Origin of the sequence: Nostoc sp. (genome assembly GCF_036916735.1) — a bacterium.
GTDB lineage: Bacteria > Cyanobacteriota > Cyanobacteriia > Cyanobacteriales > Nostocaceae > Nostoc.
In genome coordinates, this window is sequence record NZ_JBALFV010000016.1 from 90855 (window position 1) to 113055 (window position 22201).

General features: G+C 39.4%; 16 protein-coding genes. 7 read left to right on the top strand and 9 right to left on the bottom strand.

What is annotated here, in order from left to right; all coding sequences use genetic code 11:
• Positions 1–38: 38 nt before the first annotated feature.
• Complete coding sequence (locus V7L20_RS04510) at positions 39–1382, bottom strand: DVUA0089 family protein (RefSeq protein ID WP_334742911.1); 1344 nt, start codon at positions 1380–1382, stop codon at positions 39–41.
• Positions 1383–2168: 786 nt separating this feature from the next.
• Entirely contained in the window at positions 2169–2294 is a 126-nt protein-coding gene (locus tag V7L20_RS04515) for a hypothetical protein (protein WP_334742912.1), read from the bottom strand.
• 327 nt (positions 2295–2621) lie between these two features.
• On the opposite strand from V7L20_RS04515, the gene V7L20_RS04520 reads away from it, so the two are divergent.
• Complete coding sequence (locus tag V7L20_RS04520; RefSeq protein ID WP_334742913.1) at positions 2622–5207, top strand: GAF domain-containing protein; 2586 nt, start codon at positions 2622–2624, stop codon at positions 5205–5207.
• 444 nt (positions 5208–5651) lie between these two features.
• Here the strand turns inward: V7L20_RS04520 and V7L20_RS04525 are convergent, their stop codons facing one another.
• Entirely contained in the window at positions 5652–5837 is a 186-nt protein-coding gene (locus V7L20_RS04525; protein WP_334742914.1) for a hypothetical protein, read from the bottom strand.
• A gap of 76 nt (positions 5838–5913) precedes the next feature.
• Here V7L20_RS04525 and V7L20_RS04530 point away from each other — a divergent pair, with 76 nt between their 5' ends.
• The 3 genes from V7L20_RS04530 to V7L20_RS04540 all read left to right on the top strand — a co-directional run bounded on the left by V7L20_RS04530 (position 5914) and on the right by V7L20_RS04540 (position 8676).
• Positions 5914–7359: an MFS transporter gene (locus V7L20_RS04530; RefSeq protein ID WP_334742915.1), complete on the top strand. Its 1446-nt coding sequence runs from the start codon at positions 5914–5916 to the stop codon at positions 7357–7359.
• A 376-nt stretch (positions 7360–7735) separates the two neighbouring features.
• Entirely contained in the window at positions 7736–8539 is an 804-nt protein-coding gene (locus tag V7L20_RS04535; protein WP_334742916.1) for a phytanoyl-CoA dioxygenase family protein, read from the top strand.
• Between the two features lie 14 nt (positions 8540–8553).
• A complete protein-coding gene (locus tag V7L20_RS04540) occupies positions 8554–8676 on the top strand; it encodes a hypothetical protein (RefSeq protein ID WP_334742917.1) in 123 nt (40 codons plus the stop codon).
• Here V7L20_RS04540 and V7L20_RS04545 read toward each other — a convergent pair.
• Positions 8673–9584 (bottom strand): beta-1,6-N-acetylglucosaminyltransferase, encoded by a 912-nt coding sequence (locus V7L20_RS04545; RefSeq protein WP_334742918.1) that lies wholly within the window; start codon positions 9582–9584, stop codon positions 8673–8675. The two genes, V7L20_RS04540 and V7L20_RS04545, sit on opposite strands and share 4 nt — an antisense overlap.
• Before the next feature lie 162 nt (positions 9585–9746).
• On the opposite strand from V7L20_RS04545, the gene V7L20_RS04550 reads away from it, so the two are divergent.
• Entirely contained in the window at positions 9747–11012 is a 1266-nt protein-coding gene (locus V7L20_RS04550; RefSeq protein ID WP_334742919.1) for a glycosyltransferase family 4 protein, read from the top strand.
• Between the two features lie 88 nt (positions 11013–11100).
• Here the strand turns inward: V7L20_RS04550 and V7L20_RS04555 are convergent, their stop codons facing one another.
• The 4 genes from V7L20_RS04555 to V7L20_RS04570 all read right to left on the bottom strand — a co-directional run bounded on the left by V7L20_RS04555 (position 11101) and on the right by V7L20_RS04570 (position 15899).
• Entirely contained in the window at positions 11101–12144 is a 1044-nt protein-coding gene (locus V7L20_RS04555; RefSeq protein ID WP_334742920.1) for a D-alanine--D-alanine ligase family protein, read from the bottom strand.
• A gap of 230 nt (positions 12145–12374) precedes the next feature.
• Positions 12375–13772: an ATP-grasp domain-containing protein gene (locus V7L20_RS04560; protein ID WP_334742921.1), complete on the bottom strand. Its 1398-nt coding sequence runs from the start codon at positions 13770–13772 to the stop codon at positions 12375–12377.
• 59 nt (positions 13773–13831) lie between these two features.
• Entirely contained in the window at positions 13832–14665 is an 834-nt protein-coding gene (locus tag V7L20_RS04565; RefSeq protein ID WP_334742922.1) for an O-methyltransferase, read from the bottom strand.
• A gap of 4 nt (positions 14666–14669) precedes the next feature.
• A complete protein-coding gene (locus V7L20_RS04570; RefSeq protein ID WP_334742923.1) occupies positions 14670–15899 on the bottom strand; it encodes a sedoheptulose 7-phosphate cyclase in 1230 nt (409 codons plus the stop codon).
• Positions 15900–17601: 1702 nt separating this feature from the next.
• Between V7L20_RS04570 and V7L20_RS04575 the strand changes: the two genes are divergently transcribed.
• Both V7L20_RS04575 and V7L20_RS04580 read left to right on the top strand, forming a co-directional pair.
• Complete coding sequence (locus V7L20_RS04575; RefSeq protein ID WP_334742924.1) at positions 17602–18093, top strand: hypothetical protein; 492 nt, start codon at positions 17602–17604, stop codon at positions 18091–18093.
• 1496 nt (positions 18094–19589) lie between these two features.
• Complete coding sequence (locus V7L20_RS04580; RefSeq protein ID WP_334742925.1) at positions 19590–20672, top strand: response regulator; 1083 nt, start codon at positions 19590–19592, stop codon at positions 20670–20672.
• Between the two features lie 483 nt (positions 20673–21155).
• Here the strand turns inward: V7L20_RS04580 and V7L20_RS04585 are convergent, their stop codons facing one another.
• Complete coding sequence (locus V7L20_RS04585; protein ID WP_334742926.1) at positions 21156–22127, bottom strand: SGNH/GDSL hydrolase family protein; 972 nt, start codon at positions 22125–22127, stop codon at positions 21156–21158.
• Positions 22128–22201 lie beyond the last annotated feature (74 nt).

A 22201-nucleotide genomic window follows, 5' to 3' on the forward strand; every position in this document is an offset into this window, starting at 1 on the left:
TCTAAATACCTAAAAAATGCTGTAAGTTAACAACGTTCTTATGCCAAACTGACCTCTAGTGTATAAGGAGCAGGGTTGCTATCACTAGAGCCAGAGAAAGTTCCGCCATCTTGGGGGAAGAAAGCATATTTACTCACTGTAACTGAGTAGGTTCCAGCACCCAATGAAGCAGTGATTAATGACCCAAAGTCGGGGCCACTATCGTCATCACTTTGTAGTAAAATCCCAGCATTGTTAAACAGTCCGATAACTGTATCATCGGTTGTTGCCGCAGTGATAGTGACAGTCCCAGGATTTGCTAGAGAAAATGTAAAAAAGTCGAAATCGGGATTGTCCCCTGGTTGAACTGTTACTAACTCACCTGAGAGATTAAGGTCTGAGCCTGATGATAGAGAACCTAATCTTTCAGCACTGGCTAGTGTATTGTTTGTAGCTTGTCCAGGATTTTCCGGCTCATAGAAAAGGAAATTGTCACTATCAAGTCTGAGATTTACTACTCCTTGCACAATACCTATGATCTCATCTGGCTCTGCTCCAGGTTTGTCTAGAAATATTTGTGTATTGTCTCCAACAGATTGCAAGCGGTAGTTTTTTGGCAAGCCTTTTAGTTCTATTCGATCTTCACTAGGTTTGAAGTCAGTAATAGTAGCCAAGTCCCCAAAACCAGCATTCGTAGTGTTTTTATCGTCGTAGAAAACATTTGCAGCGTCCCCAAGGACAAATGTATCTAGCCCAACGCCGCCAGTTAAGGTATCAGTCTCTCCTAATCCAGGTGAAAGGGGACTGCCAGGGAAAACACCGATGAGGATGTCGTTTCCAGACCCCCCATTGAGTACGTCATTACCGGGCCCGCCCTGTAGACTATCATTGCCCTCGTCACCATTAAGGGTATCATTGCCATTACTACCATCTAGCGTGTCATCGCCTGCTCTCCCATTCAGAGTGTTGTTAGCAGTATTACCAAATACTATGTTATTAAGACTGTTACCTGTCCCGTTGATGGCGCTACCTTCCCTGAGTCTCAGGTTCTCCAGATTGGCACCCAGTTTATAGGGGACAGAAGACCGAACGGTATCTATGCCTGAATTAGTAGTCTCGGTAATGGTGTCGGTAGCACTATCAATGACGTAAGTATCGTCGCCTACTCCCGCATTTAAAGTGTCAGTACCCAAGCCACCATCAAGTGTGTCATTGCCAAGTCCACCGATTAAACTGTCGTTTCCCGTCCCGCCAAGTAGATTATCATTACCATCTGCACCATTTAGGATATCGTTACCAGACAAACTATTGGGATTACCACCATTAGCCCAACCATATATTGTATCGTCTCCTGATGTTCCATTTATGGTGTCAGGATCTATAGTGCCGAAAATAATTGCCATATTATTTTTTCCTGAATTTATAAATAATGCCTAACTTCGGCCTCAGTCACAGAACTCTTTATAAGTTCAATGTAGATTACTTAAAACTTTAAGATTAAAAAAAGTTTTTTATTAACTTAATTAATAATAATATTACTTATAAAATATGATTAATTATTGATTTGGTTAATCATTGATTATGCAAATGGTAAGTAATTGAGTCAAAATTTATTTTAATTATTTTCCATATTTAACTTAGCTGTAATTGCTGTAATCGCTGTAATTACTTAATTAACATGAATGAAAAGTTACGTCAACTTCTTTATTAAATCTTAAAAATGTAATCTTTTGGATTTCTAATACTGTTAACAATGTTTATAAATTTTAATTAAGTATTTTTTGAAACCTACTGTTTTTTGAGAAGAAGTTACGAGATTTTTTAGATTAATGCAATAGTATTGTTAAGTTAGGTTTCAATATCGTTTTTATTTTGTAAAATTGATATTTTTATATTAAAGAAATACATTTTAAAATATATAAGTTAAATTTATAGATCATCAATAAGGTTTTTGAGCTTAATAACACTTAAGCTTTACATAAATTTTATATAGCAGTCCGCTTTAATTTTTGAAATTAATTATTTTCGTGGTGCGCGTTCGCAAAGCGTCTCGCACAGAAGCGCAGCGCAAGGGCAATAGACGGGAAGTAGGGAGTGGGAAAGAAGCTTTTTCGAGGTGTGATGACAATGAAAAACTCCACCCCACTTGCAAAATGGAGTTTTTGAGCATAAAGAAGATCGTATTGCCACTATGTCCAATGCCCCAAGTGACGGTGAGAACAACCTCCTCCACCTAACTCTTGGGAATTGAGTTTCCCGTCGCTTTCAATAGACTTGTCGCCTAATAAGGTTTTTAAATTTTTCGAGCTAGACACAAAAAGGCTTTCAGACACCAATTTTTTATAAAGCGACAAGTCTAATGAAATAGCCCTACTTGACTCTGATTTCTGACTTCTTGTCAATACAAAATTGACGATTCCCTGAAGACTTATGGGTAAACGGTAGCAGGGGTTCGGACTATTACTGCATCTGTACTGTAGTCATAAGTAATTGACTTCTACCTTGCTTCCCAGGATGACGCTAGCTAAACAAGCGATTAAACTATGGATAACATCAAGGAACTGTTGCTTTTAGCACCACTTACATAAATTTAATTGCATTGTTACATCTAAAGTCTCATCCTGCTATATAAAAAACCTATTATGTCAGTGTATCAAGGAAGTTGTGGGGAGACCACCGATTTAATTGTTGGTGTTCACAACCAAGAAAACCTGGAATTACAAGCAAATTCTGCTCCTGTGGGTGCTCTTGCTAGAAGACAAGGAACTTTTTCTACGTTTCTTGCTCCTCTGACTCAAGATACTTTTAAACAGGTCGTTCAGGATGTCGAGCAAAAACTACAGATTGTCCATCAAACCCTGTCAATGCTGGATTCTCAGGGATTTGAAACTCTTCTGCAAGAAATGTTGCATTCGATCACCTTAAAAACCGGGGAATTACTGGGAGCAGACCGGACGACGATATTTTTATTGGATGAAGAAAAACAAGAACTCTGGTCAATTCTGGCTGAGGGGGAGGGCGATCGCTCTTTAGAAATTCGTATCCCCGCCAATAAAGGCATTGCTGGGGAAGTCGCCACCTTCAAGCGAGTTATTAATATTCCCTTTGATTTTTATAACGATCCGCGATCGCATTTTGCCCAAGAACAAGAAAAAAGAACTGGCTACCGCACCTACACCATGCTGGCTTTGCCGTTATTGAATGAACATGGACACTTAGTTGCGGTAGCGCAATTATTGAATAAATTAAAATCTGGGAATAATCCCGATGCTCCACTTGCAGAGCGCATTGATACCAAAGGTTTTATCTGTGCTGACGAACAATTATTTCAAGAATTTGCCCCTTCGATTCGCTTGATTTTAGAATCCTCACGCTCTTTTTATGTAGCCACCCAAAAACAAAGAGCAGTGGCGGCGCTGATGAAGGCGATCAAGTCTCTATCTCAAAGCAGTCTCGACTTAGAAGATACCCTCAAGCGGGTGATGGATGAAGCCAAAGAACTGATGAATGCTGATCGCAGTACACTATGGTTAATAGACCGCGATCGCCATGAATTGTGGACGAAAATCACCCAGGATGATGGTTCAACTAAGGAGTTACGAGTCCCTGTAGGTAAAGGCTTTGCTGGTATAGTAGCGGTTTCTGGCAAGAAATTGAATATTGCCTTTGATTTGTACCACCATCCTGACTCTGATACTGCCAAACAACTTGACCAGCAAAATGGTTATCGCACCTGTAGCTTGCTTTGTATGCCAGTATTTAACGCCGATCAACAACTGATTGGCGTTACCCAACTAGTAAATAAAAAGAAAAATGGTGATTTTCCACCTTATAATCCAGTTGATTGGCCCAAAGCTCCCGACTGCTTCCAAGCTAGCTTTGACGGCAACGATGAAGAATTCATGGAAGCTTTTAATATTCAAGCGGGAGTAGCGCTGCAAAATGCCCAGTTGTTTGCCACAGTCAAGCAACAAGAACAAATGCAACGGGATATTTTGCGTAGTCTTTCTAATGGAGTAGTTTCCACTGACAAAGCTGGATTAATTATCGCCGCCAATGAAAGTGCCAAGCGTATGCTAGGACTGGAGCTAGAAGACCGTTTAGAAGGTAAATTAGTTACTGATGCGATCGGCATCAAAGAAGGTGACTTTAGCAAGTGGTATCAGGATGCTTTACATGCTGCCGACTTAAGAGGCCGCCAGCAATATTACCCCGATCGCACACTCCTAACTACTGGTACAGAACAGCATAGTATCAATTTATCGATTAACACAATTGCTGATGCTAGCGACCAAGAGCAAGTCCGGGGGGCGCTGGTAGTAATGGAAGATATCAGTGATGAAAAGCGGCTCAAGAGTACGATGTACCGCTATATGACCCAGGAATTAGCCGAAGAATTGCTGAAATTGGATGACGCTAAACTAGGAGGCGATCGCAAAGAAGTTTCGATTTTATTTTCGGATATTCGCGGATATACCACTTTAACGGAAAACTTACAAGCAGAAGAAGTGGTGAGTATGCTCAATGAATATTTTGAATCAATGGTGGAGGCAGTCTTTAAACATAAAGGCACTCTTGATAAATATATTGGCGATGCCATCATGGCTGTATTTGGTTCTCCCCTACCGTTAGAAGAACACGCTTGGATGGCAGTGCAAACATCCTTAGAAATGCGCGATCGTCTGCACGAATTTAATCAACGTCGCTATGCACATGATAAGCCTAAAATCAAGATCGGCATTGGGATCAACTCAGATACCGTAATTAGTGGGAATATCGGCTCTAGTAAGCGGATGGAATTTACCGCCATTGGCGATGGCGTCAATCTTGGCTCTCGATTAGAAAGTGTCAGTAAACAATATGGTTGCGACATTATTATTAGCGATAACACTTTTAAGCCATGCCAAGATCAGATTTGGGCTAGGGAACTGGATTACATTCGTGTCAAGGGCAGAAACGAACCAGTAGCCATATACGAATTGCTGGGTTTGCGTTCCAATCCTATTGAAAGCCAAAAATTGCAAGTGATTGAGCATTATCACAAAGGGCGCGAGTATTACCTCAAGCGGCAGTTTTCCCATGCTAGAGCCGAGTTTGCCAAAGTTTTAGCAGCAGACAACCGTGACAAAGCTGCTATGTTGCATTTGTTGCGTTGTCAGCATTGGTTACAGTCACCCCCAACAGAATCAGATTGGGATGAAGGAGTCTGGACGTTTCAGGAAAAATAAGTCTTAACAATTTAAAAATCAAAAATAACTAATTATCGGAACATAATATAACTTCTGTGGTGAGTCCAATGAGACTTTAATTTAGGATGCTTTGCTATTATTAGGACTTACATACTGTACAAATTAACCATAATATGTATTATGCGAAATGTACATTTTAGGTGCTGACTGCAACTCTGATTTAGTCGTATATTACAAAAAAAGGCTCCAACGCTGAGGGCAGAAGGCAGCTATGTAAGAAGTATTAATAAAAACTTTAGTTGTGGATCTAAAGCCGCACTATTATAAAAAAATTGTATCGATAGCGCAGCGTTAGCGAGTCAGACGCTCCTACGTTGCTAACGCAACGCTTACGAGCGTCGCATCAAGTGCCACGAGATACAAGAGAGGCAGTGCGCCTTTGCGGTTTCCCAACTTGTACTCCTACAGAGAAGCAAGTTACGCCTAGCCTCTCCCCTTCTCCCATTCGTGAAAGGCTAGCGCCTGCCGTAGGATGCCCGTTCGCGTAGCGTCTCCTTTAGGAGAAGGGCTGTAAAAGAAGGATCTGCCGTCGTCTTGGTTTAATTTCACGCTTTTAAGCGTGGGTTCATAAAAGCCTCTGTCCTTCTGAATATTTTGGGTGTTAGACATGGCTCAAAAGCCCAAATTTAGTATAGTACATATGTATGATGCGTAAATCCTAATTATTTTCTTAAATACTACATTTATGGATTCTTCTCAAATTGAAACAGGTGCGCCTCTTTCTATAGAAATTGCTCAGATTGCCTCGCCATCAACAACACTTTCTCCGACCTCAACACCTAGCGATCGCATTTCTAAAGATGCTATTCGCACCAGTTTGAGGGCTTCCACTATCGATGGTGTTTTCGCGGCAATTTTCTCTATTGGCACTGGTGGAGTTTTGCTAAGTAATTTCTTGGTGGAGTTGGATGCCAGCCCGATAGTGTTTGGGATGCTGGCTTCTATCCCGATGTTGGCGAATCTTTTTCAGCCAATAGGTGCTTACTTGTCTGAACGCAGCACTAGCCGCTTTCAGTATTCCCTTGGCATTTATGGGATTGCTCGGCTACTGTGGCTGATTTTAGTAATTGGCATTGTTAGCTTTAGTTGGGGATGGCTTAATTCCAACCAATTAGTGGTATTGTCGCTCCTGATTCTCGTATTCAGCCATCTTTTGGGAGGACTTGGAACTGCATCGTGGTTGAGTTGGATAGCAATGTTAGTCCCACGGCGATTGCGAGGTAGATATTTCGGGCTACGTAATAGTATTGCCAACTTAACCGAGTTAATCAGCTTGCCAATAGCCGGTCTAGCTGTATCACATTGGTACGGGGGGACTATCCAAGGTTATGGAGTGATTTTGCTCTTAGGCATTATCTTTGGAATTGTCAGCTTGGGGTGTCAATATTTCCAGGTAGATATAAATCCCCAATTACAAAACACTTATTATGCTAACTCATCTAAAACCAGTGAAATTCAGTCAGACTCGGCACCAAATGAACCTGGTGAGATATCTGAAGCAATCTCTCTGCCGCAAATACCAACTCCCCAAAACCAGATAGATAGCAGCATTTGGAAAAACTCTAATTTTTTGGTGTTTCTGCTTTATTTCGGCTTATGGACGTTTGCTATTAGCTTGAGTGCCCCGTTTTTTAACTTCTACTTGCTAGATACGCTGAACCTGGATGTAAGTTGGGTAACTTTCTACAACAGTCTACGATCAGGGGCACATATGGTGATGCTCATTGTGTGGGGTAGATTTGCAGATAAAATAGGCAATCGTCCAATTCTAATTTCTACTGGAATTCTAATTGCAGTCATACCCTGGCTGTGGCTGAGGATGGGTTCTAGTCCTCTGGATCTTTGGCTGTGGTTACCGCTGTTACACATTTTCATTGGGGGTAATTGGGGAGCAATTGACTTGTGTAGCAACAATCTCCAGATAGAGATTGCACCACTGAAAAATCAGTCTATCTATTTTGCAACAGCTGCTGCTGTTGCTGGGGCAAGTGGTGCTTTAGGAGCAACTATAGGTGGCTTCATCGCTCAATTTGCTGGGTCTTTTGGCATAGAGGAAGTGTTCATTTTGTCTGGTATATTACGATTAGCCTCACTTGTGCCACTCATTATTAAAAAGGATCTGGGTAGTTAGGTGAAATTGGTTGGCTAACAAACAGTCTTGCACTTTGATTGCGGATTTCTCCACCTATGGGAAGAATTGCTAACTTAATATCTACTTTATACTGAGATTTTGAAAAACTTTTGTGAGAGAATTACAAAATTTATACTCAGTAAAGGAGGTTGCAGAAATCCGTTGTCAAATAAAAGATGCGTTGATGAAAAAAATATTGAATGACCACAAAAAAGGTTCATCGAACTCGCATCTATATTACTGGAGCTAAATTCAACTTCGTTCAAGCTGACAAAATTAACCCCCCTATTTTCTTGCTCCCAAAGTCGCTAATTCTCAATACCGACTCTTTACTCTAACTCAAATTAGTTAAATTTCAAAATCTGAAAAAGTTACGATGCTCAAGGTAGACACATCAAAAATTAGCCCGGAACAAGTTGAAGCTTTCGAGCAAGACGGCGTTATCTGCGTCAAAAATGCCGTGGATGACATCTGGGTAGAACGGATGCGAACAGCCGTTGAAAAGAATATATTAATCCCTGGCCCTTTGGAGGTGAAGGACACCGACAAAGCAGAAGGTCATGTAGAGCATAGCAGTAGCTTATGGCTGGTTGACGCTGATTTTCATGCTTTGGCTTTTGAATCTCCCCTAGCGACGCTTGCGGCTCAAGTATTGAAATCGAAAAAACTTAACTTTTTGGGTGACGGTTTCTTTGTTAAAAAGCCGAAAGCAGACAGCCGTGTTGGCTGGCATAACGACAAATCTTACTGGCCTATACAAGGCGAGCAGTGTTGTAAAATTTGGCTGGCTTTAGATAGTGTTAACCAAGAGAATGGTAAATTAGAGTACATCAAAGCCTCTCATTTATGGGGCAAGGAGTTACGTGAAGGATCTGACCCATCGTGGTTTGTAGAGCCAGAGCCTCACGAAATTCTATCTTGGGATATGGAGCCTGGAGATTGCTTGGTTCATCATTTTCTGACAATTCATCATTCAGTAAAAAACACATCTTTTACACGACGACGCGCAGTGGTGATTAATTGGACTGGCGATGATGTTACTTACGATCGCCGCTCCAATGCTTGGCCTTTCAGACCTCTTGAGGAAATTGATATCCCAGAATTTGAGTCTCTCAAAGCCAAAAAATCTGGGGAGCCAATAGACTGCGATATCTTTCCGAGGGTTGAACTGCATCGCTAGTCCGTAATTTACACGTGGTTGCTGCTATTTTCTTGGATGCGATCGCTATACAAAATCTGATAGTGATTGTCCTCAAAGTAGCAACCATAGCTAAGATTTATTTAGCTGAGTTTATCAAAATGTTAGGTAAGTACTAGGATGTAATTTTGTCAAGTTCATCAAGAATATTGCTATCTATATCGATGTCAAATTTCCGAGCAAAATGAGCAGATGATGCAACCAAATTAGGCAAATCTTCCATTAGCAATATTTTGGGATGAGGGCCTCCAGTTGACCAATCAACATATCGCCGACAGTCATTTTTTAGTTTCAGGTGAGGTGCATTACCAAGTATAGTTTGAATATACGCCTCCTCTGGATATTTCAGCTTACTGTAATGTAAGCTTACGGCATTTTTCTGTCCGTGGAAATCGATAATGTACTCAGCAGCTTTGCGATTGGCACAAAACCATTGACTTCCACTAAAACAAGCAAGTTTATTTGAAAAAGGAAGAAAAGGTTTCGTTAATAAAGGATGTTCTAAGCGTATTTCTATATTCAGTTGAGCAAAGTATTTACTTAAGTAATGAAAAGAAAACGACTTTGTACAGTATCGTTCATAAGAATTTTTTAGCCACAACATACCTTGTATTACATTATGTTTATAAATATCATATGTAATCTGCTCATGCTCAACATAAGCATCGTATGGACTTGAGGCTAGCTCATCCAATATTTGCTTTGCGGTTTTAATAGGATAGTCTGCTGCACTAAGGTATACAAACCAATCCGGTGGATCTGGTATCTCGTACATTAGTTTAAGTGCCTGTATTGTAGCCTCTTCAACAGAAAAATCTGCCCACTTTGTTTGTATGTAGGGGCGTACTAGTAAAACATTTTTTGATAGAGTATCTATAGATAAATCACTTTTTGAAAAATCATGATGACACACAATTACAGGATGATTGAACATCTTATTTAATTGATTGATTAACCTGTAAATTTGTAGAGGTTTTGCGTGTGTTAATAAAAGAAAGCCTATTGTTGGGCTGGTGTTATCGTGCATTTGTTCAAGTTGTAGAAGTATTAATATTAAGTTGCATTCCACGATATTACTTTTGAGATAATTATGGAATGTAATGATAAAATTACTTTAATACACTACACTATTACGCTACAATTTTGCAATAGTAAACTTTATGTTAATGAATAAACAGTTAAACCAACAATGATTAAGCCTCTATTAGTTAACACTTATGATCCCAAGGGAGGAGCAGGAGCTGCTCGTGCAGCTTATCGGCTACATCAAGAACTACTGAGATTAGAAATTGATTCTCAGATGCTAATTCAAGATAAAAGAATAGCTGACTCTACTGTGGTCAGTTATCCTAATCAGGTAGCCAAAGCAATATGGAAAGTTCGTCCAATATTGGATGCTTTACCACTAGAACTTTATAGAAATATGCCACGTAATCCTGTATTTTTCCGGCTCCAATGGCTTCCTAATACAGTTACGTCGCAAATTGCTAAACTTGACCCAGACATCATTAACCTACATTGGATATGTGACGGATTTATACCAATTGAAGCACTGGCAAAATTCAATAAGCCTATTGTTTGGACATTTCATGATACGTGGGCATTCACAGGTGGATGCTGCTATTCTCTAGGGTGCGATCGCTATACAAAATCTTGTGGAAATTGCCCTCAACTCGGTAGCAACCATAGCTGGGATTTTTCTCGGTGGGTTTGGCATCGTAAAACTAAAGCATGGCAAAATCTTAAGCTTACTATTGTCACTCCTAGTAATTGGCTTGCTGAATGTGCTAAATCCAGTTCACTATTTTCAAATAGCAACATCAGAGTTATTCCTCACGGGTTAAATCTTAGCATCTATAAACCAACTGAGCGTCAAATAGCCAAAAACTTACTGAACCTACCAGAAAATAAGCAACTAATTTTATTCGGAGCAATTAACGGAACTAGCAATCCCAGAAAAGGATTTCATCTATTGCAATCAGCGTTGCAAAAATTGAGTCAGTCTGAGTGGAAAGATAAAATTGAACTGATTGTTTTTGGTTCATCTCAACCTGAAGATTCAGTTGATTTAGGTTTTAAGGTACACTACTTAGGCAAAGTTGATGATGAGAATAAACTAGCGCTTCTCTACTCATCTGCGGATGTGATGATTGTGCCATCAATTGAAGAAGTTTTTGGACTGACTGCTTGTGAATCCCTGTCCTGCGGCACACCTGTGGTTTCTTTTGATTCAACAGGACTAAAAGATTTAATTGAACATCAAAAAAATGGATATCGAGCGCAATGTTTTAGTTCTGATGACTTAGCAAATGGTATTATTTGGGTAATAGAGAACAAAGAGCGGCATCAAAAACTTTGCGTTCGCGCTCGTGAGAAAGCCGAACAAGAATTTGCGCTCGAGCTGCAAGCACATCGTTACTTATCCCTGTTTGAGGAAATGAGTAAGCCCTCGTAGAAAAGCTTCTCGTAAACAAGCGACTCTTAATTAGCGATCGCTCACCTATACATTACGAGCAGAAAAATTTATACCAAGAAATTCACTATCAATTTTGTAACGCTTTTTTATTGCCTAACGTTTCATTAATAGCCATGATTAATAACTCATCTAGAGGGATTCCCACTGCTTTAGCCATAGAAGAAATCACGCTTTTTGGGGCAAAAGAACAATATAAGCCGGCTTCTAAGAACCAAGGTTCTCCCTCTGGGTCGATGCGGAAGTCAAATAAACTGTAATGGCGACAGCCTAAAGCCTGATGACACTTCTTAGCCACTTGCTGAACTTTCTGGGTGATTGGGTCGTTGGGGTCTACGATCCAAGACTTCTTATTATCTTTAGCAGCAAAACCCAAGTTGCCATCATCCGTTTGTTTGAGTTTATCAGCATGGCTGCGGATGGGTTTTTCGTGGGGGTCTAACAGATACTCTTCAAGGGGTAAACCCACTAGCTCCCCGTCTTTGACAATGATACCGCATCTGACTTCTCGACCGAGTTCGATGAATTCTTCCACGATCACCTCATCTTCATATTCAAATGCTTTCTTCAAAGCAGCGTCATAGTCACTAGCCTCTTTGACTAAGGCCATCCCTAAAGAGTTATCGGAGCTTACAGGTTTGACGATTGCTGGAGGTGTAATTGTTGGAATGTCTCCTTGGCAAAGCACTTCTCCACGAGGCACTTTTACCCCTGCTGCTTCGACAATTGCTTTGGTTCTGGCTTTGTGCGCCGTTATTGCCATGATATCTGGAGTATTGCCGATGTAAGGGATCTTCAGCAAGTCGAATAAAGCGCGGTATTCAGTCATTCCAGGAATACAAAACATTTGTGGTAACATGATGTCAATGTTTTGTGCTGTTAGAAACTGTATGGCATCAGACAGAGTTATTGGTTTGGTGTCAGCAATATCTTCAGGGTTGAGGGAGGGAGGAAATCGCCAGTGGCGATCGGGTGTGATGTATGCAATCTGAAAGTCATAGTGCGATAGATCTGCCGTTGCTGCCAAACAGTCTTGGGCGTAAAGGCGTGACAAATCACAGTAAAAATTATTGTATGCAGACCCAACTAAATGAAGGATACGAAGTACTGGCATGATTCATCTTCCTTATATATTGTTATAATTTATATAGCGGTTCTCGGCCCTTGTGAGGTACAAGAACCACACTTCCAACCCCCTCTCTAAGAGCAAGCGAGGAAAGTGCTATTATCTACCTTTGTGATTAGTAAAGGTTACGTATAGCAGTTCTCTATCAAAAAGTGGTTAATTACGAATTACGAATTACGTAGCTTGCTTCTCGCCGGAGGCGAGTATTACGAATTATTTTAATCGCCACCTAATTCCACCAGTTTGCCAATGTTGAAGTCTATTTTTACCCATCCTTTAAGTTGTTGGAGATTTTTCAGCAAAAGCAAGGGAATCTGCCAATGATGTAAAGTCAAAAATGGTATGGGGTCATCAAGACTATAAATGGCATCAGTTCCCCGCATTAAAGTATTAACTGATGTTTGCAATTGTTTCCAAGAACGGATACCAGTTAGTCGCCAGATTTCGTGATATATAAAGTAAGTGGGCTTGCTACTTGCTAGGGGTTCCAGAGGTGTAGGTAGGGGGGTTTTATTAAGATAGGCGTCTGCAACACCGGGGTGATTGTAGAACATTGTAATTGCCGAATGGGTTCGGGGATTGCATTCAATGGCGTAAACTGTACCGTCTTCGGCTTGGATAAAGTCGAAAGAAACTTGCCCAGTCAGTGCCAAACTCTTGACGAAGTGTTGTACCCATTCACGAATTTGGGGATTTTCAACATTTTCATAGTTGATTTGAAACGCAGAAGAATCTGAACAGCAATGCAATCTTAATTCCCCATCCCGCACTGTACTATGTGTGCATAATTCCTTACCAGGAATAAACTCTTGCATAATCCAAGGTCTTTCTGGACTGATGGGTAAACTGTTGACAAAGGCTGCTGTTTCTTCTGGGGTATCGCAGGGAAGTTTGGTTAAATTTAAGCGGCGAACGGAGTCGTAATCAATACTTTTAAGAATATATTTACGAGTTTCTTGACTAAAATCGAAATTGATAACTTGTTGAGGATCTGTGATTTTATAAGATTTGGGGACAGATAAACCAAGTGATCGCGCCCGATCAGTAAGGGCAAATTTATCATCCAACATCTTGGTTATATCTGGATCAAAGTGGAAAACTTCGCAGTATTCTGATAATGCAGCCTTTGCTAAAGATTCATAGTAGCTAGATACAGGACTGGATACAGGTACAAAAACGTCAACCTTTTCCTTTTTAACGATTTCTACTAGCGCCTGAATATAGGCTTCTAAGTCTGATTGCGGAGCCGAAACTGTATAAAAACGACTCACCGCTTTTGAAAATCTATGCCCAGACAACCAGTATTTGTGACCTTCAATTAAAATAACTCTGTGCCCTGCGGCATAGAAAGAGCGGGCAAGTTGCAATGCTTTAGTCATCTTGGCTCCACTCACCAAGATCGTCTGAGGATGAGCAGATACGACAGCTTTTTTCGTAAACGGCGAACGCACAATGCCCCACAACAAAGATATCAACACTATCAAAGCATTGAATGGCAAGGCTATTAGCAATAATGTCAGAGTACCGAGAGTCTTGAATAAAGCTATTAGTTTTACCCTAACACCCGTTGATGAAGTTGGGGATTGAGGCAGAGATAAAGAAATTGATTGTCCCATAAGTCTTTCCTTTGTGTTTATTGTAGAGACGTTACATTGCAACGTCTCTACAAACTTTATTACACTACGCGTCTAATTAGAGTTATACCATCTCGGATGGGTAACAGAACTTGCTCGACACGAGGATCGGCGGCGACAATGCGGTTGAACTGAGCGATCGCTTCACCGTTAGCGGTGCGTTGTTCGGGTGGTAGGTAAACTTGTCCTTGTAACAAAGTGTTATCCACACAAATTAAACCGTCGGGAGTCAGTAAGTTACTATCCAAAATCGTTTGGAAGTACTCTACATACTCTTTTTTATCTGCATCAATGAAGATCAGATCGAATACTTCTTTTCTCGCAGCCAGCTTGTAGAGTGTTTCTAGGGCAGGTGCTACTTCCACAACGATTTTGTTGCCGTGGGGAGACTCACTAAAGCAACGAACAGCAAATTGAGCAACATAAGGATCTACTTCGCAACCGATAAGTTGCCCATCATTTGGTAATGCTTCTGCCATTGCTAAGGCTGAATACCCTGTGAACATTCCTACTTCTAGAATGCGCTTTGCTTTGGTCATATGAACAAACATTTTCAATGTCTGTCCTTCTAAATGTCCTGAGAGCATTTCCTGCTCTAGTTGACGCACTGTTTCACCATCGCTGAAGCGTTTGCTCCAGTCTTCCTTGCTAGTTTTTTGCGCCAATGCTGTCAATGCGCTCGATTCGGGGGTGGTGTAATCATCTAAGTAGGGATCTAAACCCGCCGCTAATTGAACACCCTGCCTTAAAGAATCTAATATCTCTACGGGAATGTTGTTCTCTTGTGCCAATTTGAGGGTTTGCTGTAGCTGGGCTACTAAGATGCTATGTGGCGTTATTGGTCTAGCTGTTTCTCGTCCTACAACACTGGTCATATTTTCAGACCCCTACTAGCTTGGCTTGTTGACTTTCAATGTATGCGTCAACACCTTCTCCGCCACGAGGGTATTTAGTACAAAGACTTTTGTGTTCGGCTAAGGCCGCATCAAGTTCTTCACGAGTCAGATCGTTGACAAAGAAGCACTCACCAATTGGACGAGGCATGGCTGCGCGTTGTTTGCCATCTCGTGTCAAACTTATAGATCGGGTAGCATACCAGAGCAAATCCCCATCTAATAGAGGATGATCGAGTGATAAACCGATACGGCTCATCAAGTCTAAAATGCGATCGCGCTCTTCTGTGGAAATATAACCCCGTTGTGCTGCAATGGTTGCAGACAAAGCCATATCTATATTGACCGCATGACCGTGATATAGGGGTATCTGAGGTGCTAATTCTAAGGTAGGACTCCAAGTGTGACCGTAGGCAATGACGCGATCAAGGTCTATTTCATGCAAGTTAGGAGTTTCTAACTCCAGCATGGTTTTGATTGCCTCGTAGTTGACTTTATGGGCAATCTCTTTAATTTCTGGTGTTGCATTCACATATCCAAAGTGAGTGGAAAGCAGTTCTTCGCCATATTCATATAGCAGTTCAAAGACTTCCGAGTTAGACACTACAGCAATTTTCACTAACTCTGCCATCCCATTGCGAACTTGAGCCGTTGGCAAGGTTTTCAAGAATGAGAAATCTAAGATTACTTTCAAAGGTGCATGATATGCTCCCAAGCGATTTTTTTCCTTACGATGATTAACTGCAACCTTAATTGCTACACCTGCATCAATTAAACCAATCAACGTGGTAGGAATGCGAATGTAGTTACTCTTGCGACGGTAGGAAGCGCAAGCAAACCCAGCCACATCAGTAATTAGACCACCGCCGACAACTAAGACTGGTTCCTTACGAACTAAGCCAAAGTCCGAAAAAGCGTCAATAATTTTTTCAAAAGTTGCCAGGGTTTTAGCTGGCTCTGTAATAATGATTGGAAATACTGTCAGTTCAATGTCATAGTGTTTAAAATATGACTTTATCTGATCGCCATAAAGTTCATGGACGTTGGCATCAATTACAGTCAGACAGCGACCAAATTTTGCATAGCTATCTGCGATTTCTTTGTTTTCAATATCAAATGCACCGTTCACATAGACAAGACTAAAATCGATTTTTTCGTAACCTTGTACGTGAAACGCAGCTTCTGTAGCTTCAAATGATGCTTGAACTTTATTCATGTGTGTTGACCTTATTCAAATTCAAAAAATTGTGAGATTTCGGTAATAATTCCGATTTACCCTAATGTATGCCAGCAGTAAATAATGCTCTTTATCGTTTGAGATTAAAGACATCCTTAAATGAGCTTTCAATAAAAAAGATTACTTATATTTCTGACTGGCAATGTTATTAAACAATACCATTCATTGGAGTAAATTCTGTAGGTGGGCTAGTCTTTAATTTAAGATAGCCTCTTAACTAGTCCCATTAGCAAGATTTCGCCATAATACTTGCATTCTTTATTTCAGGATTATTAACTTTAGTAAGAGGAAAATTTATCTTAATTGAGGTTTATTCCACTATAGTTTAATTTTAATGGCTTTCCAACTGTACGATTCCACAAAAATTCTAATCTAGAAAACTTATCGTATCGTTGATCTCCAAGCTTAAATTTGAGATTAGAACCCTGATTAATCGTTAGTTCGCTTTTTTTTAACATCAGTATAAAACCTTATATTGCTCAACTCGCCATATTCTATTTGCTTGATAATAACAGTGGAGTTTTGGGAAGCTTATCTTAATTTTTATTAACCCCCCTCTGTTTGTTTTTAGTAACTTTACAACCATTAGACTTTGCAAAAGTCTTATCTTAATAAACTAATCATATTGTCTATCTCCAGGCGGAAATTTGAGATTACAGGCATGATTAATTCTCAACTAACTATTTTTTAGTATTAGTCTTAAACCATAAAATGGTTAAAAACGAATATGACTCATTACACTCTCTTCAGAATGGCAGTAGAATTCTTTTTTCATTCACTCAAGTTACTGTTTAGTATTCAACATACCTACTTTGGTAACTTCTAAAGATTCAGAAGTTAAAAATATCTCAGTTACTAGTAACAAAACTTTAACTTTTTTTAAGGAATGGTTTTTTATTAAAAATTTCTAAGTTTGCTTGAATTGCCTTGAATGTTCTAAATTACGCTATTTTAGCTTAATTTAGCAAATAATTTTCCATTGACTAAATTAAAATTACAACACAAATCATAACATATGTAAATAGATTTAAGTCAATCCACCATGCGAAGTGTACTGTATAGGAAGAAATTTTTAAAAAGCTATGTCTAAAGATAGATATTTTAGAGAAAGACGAAATTAATTTATTTAAAAGTGATATAATATAGTATTAAAAAATTCGTCTTGTTTAAAATCAAAATCTCTACTAGACTGGCTGGCGTTGTATAGTTGCGGAATAATTTAGCAACTTCCAAAAGTCTCCCTGTGCCTCCTCTGCAACGCCACCTTACCCCGATTCATCCCACTGTTCTGCAAGGCCTGAATTGAAATATATATTGATATTGAAATTTTCTTTTTTACTGACTTACTGAAGCCACAGTGGATGCTTTAGAAAGCAGAAGGCTGTAACAAATTAAGGATTTTGGCAATCTGTCTGTGTATTAATTTAAACTTAAACCTATCATTTATCATTCCAGTTGCCGCGATCGCTTAGTTGCTTTCGACATAAAAAATTGAGTATTTTTAACAGTCAAAATTTATTTAAATTACTTTTAAAAAATCTTAATATTTTTTAACATAGTCAAAAATCTTGGGATTGAGTCAAAATTTAAGAGCGATCGCTTTGTAAAGGTTAGTTGATATTTCTTGTCAAACTGCTAGTAAAGTTACAAACTAAAGAAATACAACACACGCAATTATTTTATGACTGCTATTTCTAACTTTGAATTCAAGCGACCAATTTGGCAAACCGCCATCATATTGACTTTGGGCTTTTGGCTCAGTGCTAGTCTAGTTTTAGACTGGGTAATTATGCCTAGCCTTTATCTTTCTGGCATGATGAGCCAAGCTGGTTTTACGACAGCAGGCTATACGATTTTTTGGAACTTTAATCGGATGGAATTACTATCTGCTGCGATAGTCCTGACTGGGGCGCTAGCTTTAAGTAAAACCCGATATCACTGGAGTATTGGCAGTATTGTTTTATCTGTGCTGCTGTTAACTATAACTGTGCTTGACACCTATTTCTTAACTCCGCAGATGTGCGCTATAGGAGTTCAACTCAACCTATTTGAAGCTGCTGCTGCTATTCCATCGACAATGAATATACTGCACGGCGGTTATTGGATACTGGAAATAGTTAAACTGGTGGCAGGTGGTACACTTTTAAGCTGGTGCTGGCGGGAGCAATTTTAAATAGATGGAGAATTTTAACAGTGAGACTTTCCACTTCTAAATCTCACACAAAAGACGCAAAGTAATTCTTTGCGTCTTTCTGCTAAAAATCCCTTATGGATAAATGCGATTGGGGACAATTTTCTATTTATATTTGTAACTTTTAAAACTTGAGATTTTCGACGAGCAAGGTTCTGTACCTACTAAGCTGTTAAGCATTTAAGCAAGCACATTGAGGCCGCAGGGGAGCAGTTCTTGCTGGGAACAAGGGAGAGGGTTTGCAGCTTTTTTTGACAATAAAAATAGTACAACTTGTAGGCACGACAGCTTAAACTAAGAACCGCTATAAATATACAAAATTATCTTTAACTGTACATTCTCAGCCTTCCCGGACATCCGATAAAATAAATACTGAAAAATAATATTAATTAGTTTTCATGTTTCCTTTATTGATTTATCATGAAGTTTGTATATTTATGCTAACTTTTTTTGAAAATTATAGTAATCTGAATTTTAGTGGTTACTTACTTGTTATCTACCATCTAGCTGAAAAGAGCTATTTTGCAGGTATCTACTAGCAATCAAGAATTTCGCTGCAAGTTCTTGAATTTGTCACTTCAAATTGTGCAAGGTGACTATCTAGCCCTACACAACCTCAGAAACCGTCTCCAGTAATTATGAAGAGATTCCCTTCTGCTAATTTGGTTGCCTGTTGCATCTCACCACACACCATCATGGTGGCAATTACCAGCTAACTCATCCATTGGTAGGAGGTTTACCATTCTTGTTGTGCAAGTGATAATTTTACCCAATCCCAACACTAAGGGTTGCTCTACAATCACAAACCTAACACAAACCTAAGTAAGGCATTTAACTTTTTTAATGCTTAGTTTCTAATAATACGTTTTCTCTTGAAGAAGTTACTCTCAAGAATAAACTTCTAGCAAAAGTGCCCGACGACTTTCGTCACGACTGCAAAAACATAGTTCGTCAGCGTGGATTTAACGCTTAAAAGCCTTGAAAAAGAGCTATTTTCATTTGCATGACAGTAGATTTTGGTCGTTTTTGACTTTAGTCATCAGGGGCAAAACAACTTTGGCACTAGAACTAAAGTATCTATAATTTTAGACCGCTTAATACGGATAACAATGATGCTTTTGTGACTGATGGGCGAGAGCCAATGGTCTATGCGTTGCACTTGAGTTACTCTTAGATTGGCTAGATTAGCGAAAGATACAGAAAACCAATCTAATTTTTGAAATACTATATCCTGGCAACCAATCAGGCCATTTTGCTATTGGGCAATAACATGGATTGGTTTATTTGTAACTCGTGCTTTATAGCTTAACAGAGATTGGTGAATTAAGAGTTGGGGGGTGTGGAATCTCTGTACTAACTCAAATGTGACCGCTATATTTATCTGATAGTGCTTCCAATAAAGTCGCAGTGAATTCCGAAAAGGTAATTTACTAATTTTACGTGCAAACAAATGTTAATTTTATTCCAAAGCCATCCCAATGAAGACACTTCCGATTAGTAGATACAGATTCTTCCAAAAGCTTCAGCCTTTATCTTTGTTGAAAAAAATCACTGGTAAGTCGGTTACTGGTTGTTTGCAGGTATTTAGCACATCAGGCTCTTGGTCAATATATGTAGACGAGGGTAAACTAATTTATGCCTGCTACTCAGAGAAAATGTTTGAGCCACTCTACAGAAATTTGCAACGCTTGAGTCAGCAAATTTCTACTCTTCCTCATGAAATTCACGAACAGTTGCGGGCGATATTTGAAACTGGTGTTGAAAATCAGGCCATACCAAACCCAGATTATTTGGCTATTTGTTGGTTAGTCAATCAGAAATATATCAGTCCCTCTCAAGCGGCGATACTGATAGAGCAATTGGCGCTAGAAGTTCTAGAGTCATTTCTGAACTTAGACGAGGGGAGTTATGAATTTATTCCTGAAAGCTTTCTGGATGACATGCCAAAGTTTTGCCATCTAAATCTCCGCTTACTAGTTGAACAATGTCAAACACCCCGAAGGGAAGCGGCTTATCGTCAGACATCACCAACTTCTCAATCAGACCCCTCAGAATTATTCAAAATAAATGAGCTAAAACCTAAAAGCAAAAGTACACCAAACTCGTCTACAACAAACGGCTATAAGCCACTAAAATACTCTATTAATACCAATGAATATAGAGGTCAACGAATCATTCAACCATCTGCTGACAAAAAAATCTACACAATTTTCTGTATTGATAATAGTCTTACTGTATTGAATACTATTAAAAGTTATTTAGATGAGCAAATATTTTCTGTTGTGGGAGTCACCGATTCTTTAAAGGCTTTAATGCAGATTGTTCACACGAAACCAGACATTATTTTGTTGGATATTTCAATGCCGAATTTGGATGGATATGAACTCTGCTCTTTGCTACGTAAACACTCAAATTTTAAAAATACACCTGTGATTATGGTGTCAGAAAAATTAGGATTTATAGATAGAGCTAAAGCTAAGATAGTTAGAGCATCAGGTTATTTAACTAAGCCTTTTTCACAAGGAGATTTACTAAAAATAATATTTCAACATATTGTTTAATTTCTTAATTTAAAAAATAATACTATAAATTCCAAGATATTTTTTGGATATTTCAGGTTGAGTATTACCTGAATCGCTACTATTTTAGTTAGAAAATATTGTCTGATCGAATTAAAATTAGTTGGTCGTTATCTCACAGTTAGGGGTAAAATATTATTAAAACGACCAGTGCGAAAGAAGCTCTAAGAATAATCTTAGAAGAAAAGCCAAATGCGAACGCTATTGATGTAGTAATGCCGAGGATAAGTAGATTTGAATTGTATCGCTTCATTAAAACAAATTCGAGTCATTGATTAGGGAACTCCAAAAATAAATTATCCAATTTATGGACTTCACTACGACTTTCTTTTCCCCTGCCTCCTGCCCGCTCCACCCTGCCTCTAAAACGATGGGATATTTTTTATTTGGAAGTCCTTTATAGGCACTTGAAATTGAGCGACAAATCCCTCAATACGAAGCTTTTTTTGGATATAATTGACAACTTTAGTAACTTTGAGGAAGTGGTATCTCCCTTAAAATTTCTAAAAGTGATCGCTCCATAACTTCACTGACAAATTTGTTACCTTCTAAGTTGAGGTGAATGTGGTCGTGATACAAAGCTTGAGGGTTGGTAGTTGAATTGAATGTCGGTAAAAAGTCTATATAGTTAATTTGTTGGGCTTTAGTATAATCATTCAAGCGCTGCCGTGCAATAATTTCGTAATCGCGGGGGCCTGGTTCAACAATTTCTCGCAGTAAGGGAGTCATGGCTAGGAGAAATTGGCTGTTACTTTGACGAGTCAGAGCTTGAATTTTGCCGATCACCTCCAAATTAATCCCTACGCGATCGCCTGGTTCATTTTGCACTGCTTTCATTTCAGGAATTGGCTGTTGCTTGACGATATAACGTTGCCACACTTCCACCAATGCTAAGGGCGGTTTACTATTGGGATAGTTGCGCTCGCGTCCTATCGGTAAAGAAGTGGGAGCAGTTGCAAACAAATCATCCGTATTAATTAATAACACTATCGCTTGAGCATTGAAATTGCCAAACTTCTCTAAATAAGCTAACTCGTTCCTTGGCCCCCAAGAGTTAGCTGAAGCATTTAGCACTTCTACTTCCTGATAATTACTATTAGTGGATGATGCCAAAGAACGCATCATCATCATGGATATTGTATTAGTCTGATCCGTCCACCAGCCACCATTAGCAATAGAATCGCCTAAGAGTAAAATTCGCAGCCCAGAAGGCGCAGATGTCTTCTTAATCGGACTACCTCGCATAGAATACTCATTAATTTCAATGCGATTACCAAAACGACGGGTACGCTGGTTAGGAGCCAATAAATAACCAACCTGCTCATCGCCAATGTAAATCAGGGGATTACCAAAGCCAAAAAGCGATCGCAGTCCGATCTCGACTACCACAAACAATCCCACAACCACCACTAAAAATACGATCAACACGACTTGCACCTACCTACACCCTCTCATACTGAGTTGCTTTTCAACGATAGTAACTGACGCATTAGGCATTGGATAGAGGCAAA